This is a genomic window from Microbacterium sp. NPDC058062 (assembly GCF_042885375.1).
Classification (GTDB): domain Bacteria; phylum Actinomycetota; class Actinomycetes; order Actinomycetales; family Microbacteriaceae; genus Microbacterium; species Microbacterium trichothecenolyticum_C.
Genome location: NZ_JBHVSC010000005.1, coordinates 266,540 through 279,744, shown reverse-complemented (window position 1 = coordinate 279,744; position 13,205 = coordinate 266,540). Strand labels below are relative to the sequence as shown.

Annotated in this window: 16 protein-coding genes; 3 read left to right on the top strand and 13 right to left on the bottom strand. The window is 72.1% G+C overall.

Annotated elements, in window-relative coordinates; translation table 11 throughout:
* Positions 1–67: 67 nt before the first annotated feature.
* The 5 genes from ACFVSU_RS17700 to ACFVSU_RS17680 all read right to left on the bottom strand — a co-directional run bounded on the left by ACFVSU_RS17700 (position 68) and on the right by ACFVSU_RS17680 (position 4,126).
* A complete protein-coding gene (locus ACFVSU_RS17700; protein WP_387145920.1) occupies positions 68–556 on the bottom strand; it encodes a septum formation initiator family protein in 489 nt (162 codons plus the stop codon).
* 108 nt (positions 557–664) lie between these two features.
* Positions 665–1,945, bottom strand: a complete 1,281-nt coding sequence (gene eno, locus ACFVSU_RS17695) for a phosphopyruvate hydratase (RefSeq protein ID WP_375872695.1) — start codon at positions 1,943–1,945, stop codon at positions 665–667.
* 108 nt (positions 1,946–2,053) lie between these two features.
* Positions 2,054–2,722, bottom strand: coding sequence for an O-methyltransferase (locus ACFVSU_RS17690; protein ID WP_387145917.1), 669 nt, complete (start codon positions 2,720–2,722; stop codon positions 2,054–2,056).
* A gap of 32 nt (positions 2,723–2,754) precedes the next feature.
* Complete coding sequence (locus tag ACFVSU_RS17685; RefSeq protein ID WP_387145914.1) at positions 2,755–3,777, bottom strand: DUF1648 domain-containing protein; 1,023 nt, start codon at positions 3,775–3,777, stop codon at positions 2,755–2,757.
* On the bottom strand, positions 3,755–4,126 hold the full coding sequence (locus tag ACFVSU_RS17680; RefSeq protein WP_310292009.1) for a GntR family transcriptional regulator: 372 nt from the start codon (positions 4,124–4,126) through the stop codon (positions 3,755–3,757). The genes ACFVSU_RS17685 and ACFVSU_RS17680 overlap by 23 nt, the downstream gene beginning before the upstream one ends.
* Before the next feature lie 99 nt (positions 4,127–4,225).
* On the opposite strand from ACFVSU_RS17680, the gene ACFVSU_RS17675 reads away from it, so the two are divergent.
* Complete coding sequence (locus ACFVSU_RS17675; protein WP_387145910.1) at positions 4,226–4,705, top strand: PaaI family thioesterase; 480 nt, start codon at positions 4,226–4,228, stop codon at positions 4,703–4,705.
* A gap of 3 nt (positions 4,706–4,708) precedes the next feature.
* Here ACFVSU_RS17675 and ACFVSU_RS17670 read toward each other — a convergent pair whose 3' ends face one another.
* Positions 4,709–5,470, bottom strand: coding sequence for a helix-turn-helix domain-containing protein (locus ACFVSU_RS17670; protein WP_387145907.1), 762 nt, complete (start codon positions 5,468–5,470; stop codon positions 4,709–4,711).
* Between the two features lie 92 nt (positions 5,471–5,562).
* On the opposite strand from ACFVSU_RS17670, the gene ACFVSU_RS17665 reads away from it, so the two are divergent.
* Positions 5,563–6,069 carry a VOC family protein gene (locus ACFVSU_RS17665; RefSeq protein ID WP_387145905.1) on the top strand — a complete coding sequence of 169 codons (507 nt, stop codon included), beginning with the start codon at positions 5,563–5,565 and terminating at the stop codon, positions 6,067–6,069.
* On the opposite strand, the gene ACFVSU_RS17660 is transcribed toward ACFVSU_RS17665, so the two are convergent.
* Both ACFVSU_RS17660 and ACFVSU_RS17655 read right to left on the bottom strand, forming a co-directional pair.
* Complete coding sequence (locus ACFVSU_RS17660; protein ID WP_387145902.1) at positions 6,056–6,883, bottom strand: SGNH/GDSL hydrolase family protein; 828 nt, start codon at positions 6,881–6,883, stop codon at positions 6,056–6,058. The two genes, ACFVSU_RS17665 and ACFVSU_RS17660, sit on opposite strands and share 14 nt — an antisense overlap.
* A 373-nt stretch (positions 6,884–7,256) precedes the next feature.
* Positions 7,257–7,697 (bottom strand): YdeI/OmpD-associated family protein, encoded by a 441-nt coding sequence (locus ACFVSU_RS17655; RefSeq protein WP_387145900.1) that lies wholly within the window; start codon positions 7,695–7,697, stop codon positions 7,257–7,259.
* A 77-nt stretch (positions 7,698–7,774) separates the two neighbouring features.
* Between ACFVSU_RS17655 and ACFVSU_RS17650 the strand changes: the two genes are divergently transcribed.
* The gene (locus ACFVSU_RS17650; protein ID WP_387145897.1) at positions 7,775–9,034 is read left to right on the top strand and encodes an APC family permease; all 1,260 of its coding nucleotides are present in this window, start codon (positions 7,775–7,777) and stop codon (positions 9,032–9,034) included.
* Here the strand turns inward: ACFVSU_RS17650 and ACFVSU_RS17645 are convergent.
* Genes ACFVSU_RS17645 through nhaA form a run of 5 tightly spaced genes read right to left on the bottom strand, consistent with a single transcriptional unit; the run spans position 9,018 to position 13,076 of the window.
* A complete protein-coding gene (locus ACFVSU_RS17645; protein WP_387145893.1) occupies positions 9,018–9,563 on the bottom strand; it encodes a hypothetical protein in 546 nt (181 codons plus the stop codon). The genes ACFVSU_RS17650 and ACFVSU_RS17645 overlap by 17 nt on opposite strands.
* Positions 9,560–9,814, bottom strand: a complete 255-nt coding sequence (locus ACFVSU_RS17640) for a hypothetical protein (protein WP_387145890.1) — start codon at positions 9,812–9,814, stop codon at positions 9,560–9,562. Before ACFVSU_RS17640 ends, ACFVSU_RS17645 begins: the two co-directional genes overlap by 4 nt.
* Before the next feature lie 49 nt (positions 9,815–9,863).
* Entirely contained in the window at positions 9,864–11,135 is a 1,272-nt protein-coding gene (gene hisS, locus ACFVSU_RS17635) for a histidine--tRNA ligase (protein WP_387146167.1), read from the bottom strand.
* A gap of 31 nt (positions 11,136–11,166) precedes the next feature.
* Positions 11,167–11,961 carry a MazG family protein gene (locus tag ACFVSU_RS17630; RefSeq protein WP_387145887.1) on the bottom strand — a complete coding sequence of 265 codons (795 nt, stop codon included), beginning with the start codon at positions 11,959–11,961 and terminating at the stop codon, positions 11,167–11,169.
* Positions 11,916–13,076 (bottom strand): Na+/H+ antiporter NhaA, encoded by a 1,161-nt coding sequence (gene nhaA, locus ACFVSU_RS17625; RefSeq protein WP_387145884.1) that lies wholly within the window; start codon positions 13,074–13,076, stop codon positions 11,916–11,918. The genes ACFVSU_RS17630 and nhaA overlap by 46 nt, the downstream gene beginning before the upstream one ends.
* Between the last annotated feature and the right edge of the window lie 129 nt (positions 13,077–13,205).

Below are 13,205 nucleotides of genomic sequence, written 5' to 3'. Positions count from 1 at the left end.
CACCTGGGACGGTCCTGGGCCACGCGGCGGGCTAACGCGCCGCCGTCATCCCGGCGGCCGGCGTCGCTCACGGCGTCGGGGTGGTCGAGGGTTCGGGGTCGGGCACGCCCACGGTCACGGGCGCCACGGTCTGCGCGAGACCGGCCTCGGTGACCGAACGCACCAGCTTCGCCATCCAGTCCGCATCGGCGGCCTGGAGCTCGTCGCTCACCGGGTCCTGCTCCTGCGGCGCGAGCTCGGGCGGGAGATCGTCGTCGACGAGGTACACCACCTCGCCGGGCTTCACGTAGTACAGCCGCTCGCGCGCCTGCGTGGTGATGTACGCGGGGTCCTGCCAGCGGTCGCGCTGCGATTCGAGTTCGGCGACGTCGTCGCGGCTGACCTGCACCGCCGACTCGAGCGCGGCGACCTGCTGACGCTGATCGACGTAGGTGCCGATCGTGGGCACGAGCACGAAGGCAGCGAGGACGACCAGCCCCATCATGATGACCATGAAGCCGGAGAGACGGATGCCGCCGAGCCACGCCCGCACGTCGACCGGGCGACGTGCGCTCACGGGGCGGCGACGAGGCGCACCGGCAGCGGCGCCTGTCGCCGGGGTACGAGAAGGGGGAGCCGTCGTCTTGGCCACGGCTCCCCCTCTCGCTAGAACGTCTTCAGTGCATCAGCCCTTGAAACGGGGGAAGGCTCCGCGGCCCGCGAACACCGCGGCCTCGCCGAGCTCCTCTTCGATGCGCAGAAGCTGATTGTATTTCGCGACGCGCTCGCTGCGGGCGGGCGCGCCGGTCTTGATCTGACCCGCGTTGACGGCCACCGCGAGGTCGGCGATGGTGGTGTCCTCGGTCTCGCCCGAACGGTGCGACAGCATCGAGCGGTAGCCGTTCTGGGTGGCGAGGGCGATCGCGTCGAGCGTCTCCGACAGCGTGCCGATCTGGTTCACCTTCACCAGCAGCGCGTTGCCGACGCCGAGGTCGATGCCGCGCTGCAGGCGCTCGGGGTTGGTGACGAACAGGTCGTCGCCGACGAGCTGGACCTTCTTGCCGATCTTGTCGGTGAGGTCCTTCCACGCGTCCCAGTCGTCCTCGGCGAGGGCGTCCTCGATGGTGACGACGGGGTAGTTCGCCACGAGGTCGGCGTAGTAGTCGGTCAGCTGCTCGGCCGACCAGGCCTTGCCCTCGACGGTGTACACGCCGTCCTTGAAGAACTCGGTCGCCGCGACGTCGAGGCCGACGCCGATGTCCGTGCCCGGGGTGAACCCGGCCTTCTCGATGGCCTTGATGAGGAAGTCGAGGCCCTCGCGGTTGCTGGGCAGGTCGGGAGCGAATCCGCCCTCGTCGCCGAGCCCGGTCGAGAAGCCCGCCGCCTTCAGCTCGCCCTTGAGGACGTGGTAGACCTCGGTGCCCCAGCGCAACGACTCGGCGTAGGTGTCGGCGCCGATCGGGGCGAGGAAGTACTCCTGGAAGTCGATGCCGTTGTCGGCGTGCTCGCCGCCGTTGATGACGTTGAACAGCGGCACGGGCAGGACGTGCGCGTTCGGGCCGCCCAGGTAGCGGAACAGCGGCAGGTCGGCCGAGTCGGCGGCGGCCTTGGCCACCGCGAGCGAGACGCCGAGGATGGCGTTCGCACCGGTGCGCGACTTGTTCTCGGTGCCGTCGGTGGCGATGAGGATCTCGTCGACGAGACGCTGCTCGCTCGCCTCGACACCCTCGATCGCGGGGCCGAGCTCGTCGATGACGGCCGCGACCGCCTTCAGCACGCCCTTGCCGCCGTAGCGGCTCTTGTCGCCGTCGCGCAGCTCGTACGCCTCGAAAGCGCCGGTCGACGCGCCGGAGGGGACGGCGGCGCGCTGGACGATCCCGTCGTCGAGCAGCACCTCCACCTCGACGGTCGGGTTTCCGCGCGAGTCGAGGATCTCACGGGCGCCTACAGCCTCGATCTGTGCCACAGGGGGTCTCCTTGCTTGGTGGAGGGTGGTTCGTCGGAGCGTCGTCGGTCCGCCCACGAGTCTAGTGATGACGGATGCCGAGGCCAGAGGCATCCGTCATCCTCAGCGTCATACGACGAGCGCGATCGCGATCCCGTCGTAGCCCTTCGCATCGAGCGTCTGGAGGGCGGTCGCGTCGAAGCGCGGGTCACGCCCGAGCATCTCGAGCCCGCGCTGCACCCCGATGATCTGGGGATTCTCGGTCGCGGGGTTGGCGACCTCACCACCGCGGACCGTGTTGTCGACCATCACGACGGTGCCCGGTCGTCCGAGCCGGGCGGCCCAGTCGAGGTAGATCGTGTTGGACTCCTTGTCGGCGTCGATGAAGACGAGATCGAAGGGCTCGCCTCCCTCGAGCGTCGGCAGCACGTCGGCGCCACGCCCCAGCCGGATCTCGACCTTGTCACCCACCCCGGCGCGGTCGACGTTCCTGCGGGCGAGCTCCGCGTTGAGGGGCTCGGCCTCGATCGTCACGACCCGGCCGTCGGCGGGGATGCCGCGCGCGAGCCAGATCGTCGAGTACGCGCCGAGGGTGCCGATCTCGAGCACGCGACGGGCACCCGACATGCGCGCGAGCAGGTGGAGGAATTTGCCGTTGACCGGCGCGACCTCGATCGCCGGGAGGCCCGCGTCGTTCTGGTCGGCGACCGCCCGCTCGAGACCGGGATCGTGCCCGATCAGCAGCTCGGTGAGGTAGGCGTCTACACGGCGCCAGGTGTCGGGAGTGGGATCGGCCATGCCCCTCAGCCAATCCGGCCGCCCGCCGGGCGTCAAGACCTGGCGGCCGCCCGCGCGACGAGTGCCTCGAGGAGCGCCGCCCCGGTGCCGGCGTCGTCGACGGTCACGACGAACCGCTTGCCGCTGCGGCGGAGCACCTCGATGGCCTGCCCCGTGCGCAGCACGACGCCGAATCGGCGCCCGGTGCTGAGGCGGAGCCCCCAGCCTCCGAACTCACCCATCGGGTTCACCTCCACGCGCGCCGCCGAGACGATGTCGGCGAGCGGCACGTGGAACCGCGGGATGCCGAGCACCGAGTCGACGTGCAGGCCGGTGTCGTCCACGCGGACGTGGAAGGCGAGCGTCGTCGCGGCGAACACGAGGAGCAGGAGCGCGATGCCGGCGAGGAGCCAGGTGAGCAGCGGCTCGGCGCCCGTCACCCAGGCCACGACTGCCGCGACCGCCACGGCGAGCACGGCGGCGACGATGGCGATCGCTTCTCCCGTGTTCATCGCGGTGGCCCGCACCCACACCGCACGCTCGTTCGCGGCGAGCGCGAGGGGCGTGGCAGGCGCCGGCGTGGCATGAGTCATCTGCTGATGAGGCTGGACGAGCCAGGCGGCCACGCCGAACAGCGCGCCGGCGGCGAGCGCAGCGGCGAGCGCGACCCAGACCGCGGGCGCGTCGTCGGCGCTGTCCAGTCCCGCCTGCATCGCGAACGTGACGGTGAACGCCACCGTCGTCAGGGCGGAGGTCGCCGCCGCCGTGGCGCCCATGAGGCGGTAGGTCGCTCCGCGCTCACCCCGACGCAGTCCCGGCAGCGTCATCAGCGCGATCAGGAACGGGATGCCGAGCCCGAACGCCATGGTCATCAGCGGCTGGGCCCACGCGGGCGCGAAGCCGTCGGCCTCCCCCGCCGCGTTCCAGTGCACGGCGACCGTCGACGGCACCTGCGGGAGGAGCAGAAGCTGGACGCCGACCGCGAGGGCGACCAGCGCGACGGGCAGCCACACCGCGACGAGCACGAAGCGGCGGACGACCGGGTCGGAGCGGTCAGCGGGCGTTGCGTTCGTCATGGGCGGCGATCTCCTTCACGAGGGCGGCGAGCGCGTCGGACGGGAGCCCCGCCGCGCGCGCCCGCGCGACGAGGTCGTGGATGTCGTGGTGGAGGGACTCGAGGGTCGCCGCCTGCGCGGTGACCACCGCACCGCGTCCTCTCCGCAGCTCGACGAGCCCCTCGTCGCGGAGGTCCTGATAGGCGTGCAGCACCGTGTGGACGTTGACGCCGAGTGCGGCCGCGATCTCACGGGCCGCAGGAAGGCGATCACCCGGCTGCACGCGGCCGGCCGCGGCATCCGCTCGCACGGATGCGGCGATCTGCGCGAACAGCGGCGCATCGCTCTCGGGATCGATTCTCACCAACACGCATTAATTCTATGACAACTAGAACAACTTCCGGACCGGATTGTGGAGATCGACCAATCGAATGCGGCCCGCGGAGCGCGGTCGACCATGCTGGGGCCCATGCGCGTGACTCCTCGACGCCTCGCCATCGGCATGAGCCTGTGGATCCCCAACCTCTTCAGCGGCATCCGCGTGCGGAGATTCGCCGACGACTGGACGAGCGCCACCGTCGAACTGCATGTCAACGTCTTCACCCGCAACTACGTGAAGACGGCTTTCGGCGGCTCGATGTCGGCGATGACGGACCCGTACTACTTCATGCTGGTGATGCATCAGCTCGGACGGGACTACGTCGTGTGGGACACCCGCGGCGAGATCGAGTTCCTGAAGCCCGGTCGCGGGGTGCTCACGGCGCACTTCGCCGTGCCGCGCGAGAAGGCCGAAGAGCTCCGCGGGCGGGCACGCGGCGGGGCGAAGGTGCTGGAGTGGTTCGAGACCGACATCACCGATGCCTCGGGTGACGTCGTCGCGCGCGTGCGCCGCGAGGTCTATGTGCGCGAGAAGAAGCGCGTGACCACGGCGTCGACGAGCGGCGTCTAGGGGTCAGCGGTCGGCTCGGTAGTCGGTCGCCGTGAGCCCCAGCACTGCGCGGAAGTCGTTCGCAAGGTGCGCCTGATCGGCGTAGCCGAGCTCGGCGGCGACATCGGCCAACCCCGCCTCGGGGTCCTCCCGCACGCGCTGCGCCGCCTCCTGCAGCCGGCGGCGCCGGATCATGGCGGCCGGGGACAGACCGACCATGCGGTGGGCGAGCCTCTGCAGGGTGCGCACCGACACGCGCAGACGTTCGGCCGCGTCGTCGAGCCGGAGGATCGTCGGGTCGCTCATGAGCAGGTCGGCCATCGCGTTCGCGAGGCGCGCGTCGGACGTCGGCGGTCCGACGCGCTCGACCAACCACCCCGAGACGACTGCCGCCGCCGCATCGAGGTCGGGCATGGCCGCCGACACCGCATGCAGCAGGTTCGGCTCGTCGAGGATGGTGTGCGCATCGACCAGGTCGCTCGGCGCGTCGTGCAGCCGGGCGAACGCCGCGGGCTTCAGCAGAGCGCCCACCGCCCAGCCGCTCCCCCGGAGCTCGCGCTCCGAGGCCCGCGTCGTGGCGCCCCACAGCGTGACACCGTCCGGCTCGACGACGAGGTTCGCGGCCGGGTAGCCCAGGACGGGCTGACGCGACACGACCGCCTCGGGGAGGTCCCACTGCGGGATCCAGAACCATTCGACGAGGGTGGATGCCTCGCCCTCCGGCGCGAGCCGCGTGAAGCTCGGCAGTCGCTCCGGGTAGAGCACGCCGCGCGTCGGATCGGTCACTCCGTCACGGTAGTGCGCGGGTCTGACACCCGGGACCGATGGTGTCGCGAATCTCCAAGACCGCAGCATCCGTACGCCGCGAGCATGGTCCCATGAGCATCCAGAACACGACCGGCACGACCGGCGCTCACACGACCGACGGCCGCCCGAACAGCGCGACCAGCCTCACCCCCTTCCTCGCGATCCGGGGGGCGAAGGAGGCGCTCGACTTCTACCGCGACGTGTTCGGCGCGCGCGTGACCGACGTCACCGAGTTCGATGGGCTCGTCGTGCATGCCGGGCTGGACTTCGGCCTCGGCCTCCTCCAGATCGGCGAGCCTTCGCCCGCGTACGGGCTCGTCCCCGCGCCGGAGGGCGACGACGACTGCTACTCGATGGGCATCTACGTGCCGGACGCCGACGCGGTGACCGCCCGCGCGGTCGCTGCCGGCGCGACCGTGCGCGAGGAGCCGTCCACCTTCGTATCGGGCGACCGCTACGCCAGCGTGCGCGACCCGTTCGGCGTGCGGTGGTCGATCATGACGCGCGTCGAGGACCTCTCGGAGGAGGAGAGCGCGGCGCGCGTCGCGGAGTGGGCCGCCTCGGTCAGCGCGGGCTGACCGCGTCCTCCCGCGCGGAAGCGAGCTCGGCGAGGAGGGCGGGCAGCAGCGCCTCGGCGGTGCGCCGATAGCCGAGCGCGCTCGGGTGGAACCGGTCGAGGCTGAACATCTCGTCGGGCTGGGTCACGAAGAACGGCCCGACGGCCCGGCCGAGCGACACGGCGCGCGCTCCGCTGCGGGCTGCGGCGACGGCCTGTGCGTCGGCGAGTTGACGGGACAGCCGCGAGCCCAGGGCGCGCAGCGGCTGCGGCACCGGGCGAAGCGCGCCGAGGTCGGGGCAGGTGCCGACGACGACCACGGCTCCGCGCGCGCGGAGCCGCACGATCGCCTCCTCGAGATGAGCGACCGAGGTCGACACCGGCACGCGGTGCGTGATGTCGTTGCCTCCCACGACGATGACGGCGGCGTCGGGACGATAGTCGGCGGGCAGCGCGTCGACCTGGGCGGCGAGCACCGAGGACTCGGAGCCCACGATCGCCGCGGTGCGCAGCCGCACCGGCCGGCGCTCGGCCCGGGCGAGGCCCTTCGCCAGGCGGGCGCCGAGCGTGTCCTTGCGCCGTTCCGCGCCGAGCCCGGCGGCGATCGAGTCGCCGAGCACGACGAACTCGAGCGGGGGGCCGTCGAAGCGGCGAGCCCAGACCCGGTCGGCGTCGAGCGCCTCCTCGCCGAGCGGCTTGCCGATGCGACGCCGCGCGACCGCCGCCTGGCGCTTCAGCACCGCGCGTCCGCCGAGCAAGACGATGCCCGCGCCCAGCACGACTCCCGCCGTGCCGACCACGACGGAGCGCGGCGCGATCTCACGCGAACGAGCCATGCCCCCATGCGACAACAGCCGGGTGAACGGATGCTGACGCCCCACTGACGCGCCGGTGCGGGCCCGTGCACCCCCGCGATCGCTCGCCGGACCGTCCGCCTCCGCGCACAGGTTCAGTCGCGAAGTCCGGACTTCGCCGCGTTGCGCACAGGTGCAGGTGCGCAGTCCGGACTTCGCCGCGTTGCGCACAGGTGCAGTGCGAAGTCCGGACTTCGCGGCACACTGGGCCCCGCAACCCTGCGATTCCGGGACCGCACCCGTCCACCAAGCAAACGCACACACAGGACAGGCGTCGACCGTCCTGCGAAGTCCGGACTTCGCAGCGTGGTGTCGCAGGCGGGCCGCGAAACCCGGACCGCAGCCGGGTCGCCGTCTACGAGGCGGTCAGATCCTCCACGGCGGCGGCGACGCGGCGCTCGCGGGTCTCCGGACGCTTCGCCTCGGTCACCCCGCGTGCGAGCTCCTTGCGCCGGGTGAACGTCAGCGCGTCGAACGCGGCCCGCGCGCCCGCGGCCTCGAGCGCGGCGGCCAGGTCGGCGGGAACCTCGACCTCCCGCTCGGCGGTGTCGAGATCGATCGTGGCGTCGACCTCGTCGCCGATCTCGACGCCCAGCTCGGCACGCACGGCCTTCGAGAAGCCGATGAGGTTTCGCCCGCCCATCACGCCCAGACGCACCCGCGCGGTGCGCCCGCCGATCCCGACGACGACCGCCGCGCGCTTGCCGCCGCCGAGCTCGGCGACCTGCTCGTCGGTCAGTTCGATGGCGGTGGCCGGGCCCATCGGGGCGAGCACGGTGTGGATCTGCAGCGTCATGGCCCCATCCTCGCGGGCGCGGGGGCAGCCCGGGAACCCCGAACCGCCCATTCCTCCCCGCGGGCTAGAGTTCGCCCGTGACCTCCCCCGCGCTCCAGCGCCGCCTCGGGCTCGGCGACGCCGTGTTCATCGGCCTCGGCTCGATGGTCGGCGCCGGTGTCTTCGCGGTGTGGGCGCCGGCAGCGGATGCCGCGGGCACCGGTCTGCTCATCGGCCTCGCCATCGCCGCCATCGTCGCGTTCGGCAATGCGACCTCGGCCGCGCAGCTGGCCGCCGCCTACCCGACCTCGGGCGGAACGTACGCCTACGGGCGCGCGGAGCTCGGCCCCTGGTGGGGGTTCGTCGCGGGCTGGGGTTTCGTCATCGGCAAGATCGCGAGCTGCGCGGCGATGGCGCTGACCTTCGCCGCATACGCCGCGCCCGCGGGGTGGGAGCGCCCCGTCGCCATCGCGGCCGTCGTGGCGCTCACCGCCGTCAACTGGTTCGGCGTCACACGCACCGCCGGCGCCGCGCGCGTGATCGTCGTGATCTCGCTCGGTGCGCTGGCCGCGGCCATCACCGCCGCCTTCTCGGCGGGCTCCACCCCGGATTGGTTCACGGCCGAAACGGTCTGGGCGGGCGGCGGTTACGGCATCCTGCAGTCCGCCGGCCTGCTGTTCTTCGCGTTCGCCGGGTACGCGCGCATCGCCACGATGGGCGAGGAGGTACGCGATCCGCGCCGCGTCATCCCGCGGGCGATTCTGATCGCCTTCCTCATCGCGCTCACGGTGTACGCCGTGGTCGCTGTCGCGGTGCTGAGCGCACTGGGTCCCGACGCCGTCGCCGCGTCGACCGCGCCGGTCGCCGACGCCGCCGCACAGTCGGGCTGGGCGTGGATCGACGTCGTGGTGCGCATCGGCGCCGCGGCCGCCTCGCTCGGCGCGCTGCTCGCGCTCATCGCCGGAGTGAGCCGGACCGCGTTCGCGATGTCGCGCGAGCGGGATCTCCCCGGCTTCCTCGACGCCGTGCATCCGCGCTGGCACGTGCCGCACCGCGCCGAGCTCGCCGCGGCCGCCGTCGTCGTGGTGCTCGTGGCGCTCGTCGACCTCCGCGGCGCGATCGGCTTCTCATCGTTCGGGGTGCTGCTGTACTACTTCGTCGCGAACGTCGCCGCCTTCCGCCAGCGCGGCGACGCGCGGCGCTACCCGGTCGTGCTGCAGATCATCGGGGCGATCGGATGCCTCGTCCTCGCGCTGACGCTGCCGTGGCAGTCCGTCGTGGCCGGGGTGGTCGTCGTCGCGGTCGGGGTCGCTTACCGGGCCCTGCGTCTGCGTCGCCGGCTCACTCCCCCGGGGTGACGGCCGGAACCCCGCGGTCCCGGACGAGGTAGATCCACGGGAAGGCCCGGCAGCCCACCTCCCAGCCGTCGGCGTGCTCGACCGCGAGGGACGCCCGCCACAGGATGCGGCGGTGCTCCCACTGCGTGTCGGTGCGCACCATGCGATGAGCGAGGGTGCCGGCCTCCACCGTGCGCCAGCCCGCGCGCCCCGCGAGCTCCAGCTCGGCCATCTCGTCGAAGGCCGTCACGGGTCCGAGCCAGCGTTCCGCAGCCAGGTCGCCGACGGCGACCCGGGACGACCCGGCGCCCCCGAACCGCTGCTGCGCGGCCTGGCGCGTCATCCCGAGTTCGGAGCCGATCCGCGCCCAGCTCGCGCCGCCCGCCCGCGCGGCGGTGACGGCGCTCTGGAGGATCGCCCGCACCTCGTGTTCCGCGCGCGCGCCCGCAGCGACGAGGGCGATGTGGTCACCGTCGGTCAGCGCCTGTTCAGGGCCGATGCCGGCGTCCGCGAGCACCGCGCGACCGATCGCGTCGGCGAGATCGGTCACCCGCGTCCGTCCCGGCTCGGAAGCCACGTACCGCGCGACGACGGCCGGCGCAGCCCGTTGGCGTAGCCCCAGAAGTACATGCCGACGGCGGCGAAGCCGATGCCCACGCCGATGACCGCACCCCCGCCGAAGCCGTCCCAGTCCAAGCCGATGCTGAGGAGCACGAGGCCGAGACCGACCACGATCGAGACGATGGCCACGCCGACGATGCGGCCAGGGGTGGCGGAACTGCGGGATGTCGAAGTGCTCATGGTGTCAACCTATTCTTGACGCTGGCTCGGCGTCAAGAATCAGTTGACATCAACCGAGCGGCTTGACCTCGAGGGCGTCCGCCGTCGTTCCCGCGCCGACCGTCGCGAAGGCGGTGTAGCCGTCGGATGCTGCGCGCTCGAGGAGCGCCTTCAGGTTCTTGGTCCGCTGCTCGAGACGCACACGCGATCCCTGGCGCACCAGCCCCGCCTTGAGCGCGAGGAGCTCGCCCTCGGAGACGTCGCGGTCGTGGACGAGGACGACGGCCGGGGCTGCAGCATCCGTCCGCTCCGCCACCAGGTCGACGATGCGCTCGAAGCCGACCGAGAACCCGACGGCGGGCACATCCTGACCGAGGAAGCGGCCGATCATGCCGTCGTAGCGGCCGCCGCCACCGAGCGAGTAGTCGACCGAGGGGTGAGCGAGCTCGAAGATCGTGCCGGTGTAGTAGCCCATGCCGCGCACGAGGAACGGGTCGAACACGAGCGGGATGTCGCCCTCGAGCTCCATCGCCGAGCCGCGCGCGGCGGCCACCGCCGCGCCGATGCCGACGAGGTGCGCGACGATCTCGTCGGGCGCGTCCTCGGGCAGCGCCTTGCGGATCTGGCGCTCGCCGTAGGGGTTGTACTCGAAGGTCATCGGGCGGCGGAGGAACGCTTCGAACGCGTCTACCGCGCCGGCGGTCGCGCCGCGCTCGCGCAACTCGGCGACGATGCCGTCGGGGCCGAGCTTGTCGAGCTTGTCGATCGTGATGAGGACGCCGGGGCGCTCGTCGGACGTGAAGCCGAAGCTGTCGAGCATCCAGTCGAGGACGCGCCGGTCATTGATGCGGATGCTGCCGCCCTCGAGCCCGAGCGCGTCGAGCGTGTCGAGCGTCGCGACTGCGAGCTCGGCCTCGGCGCGCGCGGACGCGTCGCCGATGATGTCGATGTCGCACTGCACGAACTGGCGGTAGCGGCCCTTCTGGGGGCGCTCGGCGCGCCACACCGGGGCGATCTGGATCGAGCGGAACACCGACGGGAGCTGGCCGCGGTTGGTCGCGTAGAACCGGGCGAGCGGCACGGTGAGGTCGTAGCGCAGGCCGAGATCGGTGAGCGCCGCCGGGTCGTCGGCCGCACCGCGGATCGCGTCGGCGTCGAGGCCCCGCTTGAGCACGTTGTACGCGAGCTTCTCGTTGTCGCCGCCGATGCCCGCGTGCAGCCGCGAGTACTCCTCCATGACCGGGGTCTCGATCTCGTCGAACCCGTGCGCGCGGTAGCGCTCGCGGATGACGGCGAGCACGCTCTCGCGACGGGCCTTTTCAGCGGGGAGGAAGTCGCGCATGCCGCGCGGCGGATTGACGGATGCCACGCCCCTATCCTTCCAGGTCCTCCGGGGTGCCCTCGGCGGCCCGGATGTCGTGCTCGAGCCGTCGCAGGCGTTCGCGCAGCGCGCGCTCAGCGTCCCAGCCGTTGGCTCGGGCGGTGGCGACGAGGTCCAGGAGCGCGTCGCCGAGCGCGGCCTCCGTCGCGGGTTCCGTCGCGGGTTCCCCGACGCCGGTCCCGCGAGAGTGCACCTGGTCGCCGAGAGGTGGGGAACCAACCGCACCCTCGTCGACGAGCTGAACTCTCGCGGTTACGACGCCGGCCTGGGAGGCCTTCGACAGGAGCTTCTGGGCGAGTGCGAGGCTCGGCATCCGTTCGCTCACACCGTCGAGGACCGACCGACGCTGGTGCTTCTCCGCGGCCTTTGCGGCGTTCCAGTGGATCAGCACCTCCTCCGGTGTCGTCGCGACGGCGTCGCCGAAGACATGCGGATGCCGCCGCACCATCTTGTCGGTGAGCCCGCGCGCGACGTCGTCGATGTCGAAGGGGTCGTCCTCGTCGCGCGAGGCGATCTCGGAGTGGAACAGCACCTGCCACAGCAGGTCGCCGAGCTCCTCGCGCAGCTCCTCGCGTGAGCCATCCTCCACGGCGTCGATCAGCTCGGCGCTCTCTTCGACGAGGTAGGGCACGAGGGCGCGGTGGTCGATCTGCTGCGTCCACACGCAGCGGTCGCGCACCGCGTGCATGACGTCTGCCGCCTCGCGGAGCGGGTCGGCCGCGCCCGGCGAACCGGGTTCGGTCACGTCGTCACGGATGCTGCCGCCGTCCGGCGTCGATAGTGCCATGCCCGCCACGATACGAGCCCTGCGGCCAGGAGGAGCGAAATCACGGAACCCGCGAGCACGCCGAGCGTCGCCTGGTCGCGCAGCGCCGCCGCGTCGGAGAACGCGAGCTCGGAGAGCAGGAGCGACACCGTGAACCCGATGCCGCCGAGGGCGCCGGCGGCCAGCAGGTCCGCGAAGGCGAGGGGCGGTGCGCTTCCCCGGTTCCCGATGCGCAGCGAGATCCACCCGAACAGCGAGATGCCGACGACCTTGCCGACCGGCAGCGCGACGAGCACGCCCCAGAACGCGGGCGACAGCTCCGACAGCGGCACCGACGGGATGGGCACGAGCGCGGCGGAGAACGCGAACACCGGGAGCACGATGACGTTGACCCACGGCTCGAGCTCATGCCGCACGCGCAACGCGGGACGCTGGGCCATCGCAAGCCCGAGCGCCACGCCAGCGATGGTGGCGTGCACACCCGACAGGTACACCAGCACCCAGGTGGTGATCGCGAGCAGCACCAGGACGACGGCGACCGGCACGCGCCCGCGCGTGTCGAGCTGCCGGCTCAGGATGCCGAACGCGACGACCGCGACCGCGGCCCCGGCGAGCGCCGCGACGTTCACCCCGGTCGTGAACAGCACCGCGATGAACACGATGCCGACGATGTCGTCGAGGATCGCGAGCGCGAGGAGGAACACCCGCAGCGCCGACGGCAGCCCGCGGCCGAACACCGCGAGCACCCCGAGCGCGAACGCGATGTCGGTCGCGGTCGGGATCGGCCAGCCCGCCGTGGCGTCCGACCCCCATGCCATCGCGGCGTAGATCGCGATGGGAATGAGCACGCCGCCGGCGGCCGCGATCGCGGGCTGCATCGCCTTGCGCGCCGAGTTGAGCTGGCCGGCGGTGAGCTCGTACTGCAGCTCGACCGCGACGACGAAGAAGAAGACCGCGAGCAGCCCGTCCTTGATCCAGTGGGAGAGACTGAGCTCGAACACGCCCGGGATGCCGAGGTAGGCGTGCATCGCGTCGTCGACGGCAGGGCCCCACGCCGAGTTGGCGACGAACAGGCCGAGACCCGCCGCGAGGAGCAGGATGATCGCGGGGAAACGGGCGGAGCGGAGAAGCGACATCTGGCCTCCGGGAGGGGATCGCGGGTCGACGAGGACGTGCCGACCAGACTTCCCGGCGCTCCACGGGTCAGTGTAGCGAGCGCGCCCGTCACACCCGCGGACGCCTCGCCCGCCCGATCGTCACACAGC

Bases quoted from the DNA above. Each gene is read 5' to 3' on its own strand.
- nhaA (WP_387145884.1), bottom strand. From the start codon at position 13,076: ATGTCGCTTCTCCGCTCCGCCCGTTTCCCCGCGATCATCCTGCTCCTC.
- ACFVSU_RS17630 (WP_387145887.1), bottom strand. From the start codon at position 11,961: ATGGCACTATCGACGCCGGACGGCGGCAGCATCCGTGACGACGTGACC.
- ACFVSU_RS17640 (WP_387145890.1), bottom strand. From the start codon at position 9,814: ATGAGCACTTCGACATCCCGCAGTTCCGCCACCCCTGGCCGCATCGTC.
- ACFVSU_RS17665 (WP_387145905.1), top strand. From the start codon at position 5,563: ATGAGCATCCAGAACACGACCGGCACGACCGGCGCTCACACGACCGAC.
- ACFVSU_RS17675 (WP_387145910.1), top strand. From the start codon at position 4,226: ATGCGCGTGACTCCTCGACGCCTCGCCATCGGCATGAGCCTGTGGATC.
- ACFVSU_RS17655 (WP_387145900.1), bottom strand. From the start codon at position 7,697: ATGACGCTGCAGATCCACACCGTGCTCGCCCCGATGGGCCCGGCCACC.
- ACFVSU_RS17660 (WP_387145902.1), bottom strand. From the start codon at position 6,883: ATGGCTCGTTCGCGTGAGATCGCGCCGCGCTCCGTCGTGGTCGGCACG.
- hisS (WP_387146167.1), bottom strand. From the start codon at position 11,135: ATGCGCGACTTCCTCCCCGCTGAAAAGGCCCGTCGCGAGAGCGTGCTC.
- ACFVSU_RS17685 (WP_387145914.1), bottom strand. From the start codon at position 3,777: ATGACGAACGCAACGCCCGCTGACCGCTCCGACCCGGTCGTCCGCCGC.
- ACFVSU_RS17690 (WP_387145917.1), bottom strand. From the start codon at position 2,722: ATGGCCGATCCCACTCCCGACACCTGGCGCCGTGTAGACGCCTACCTC.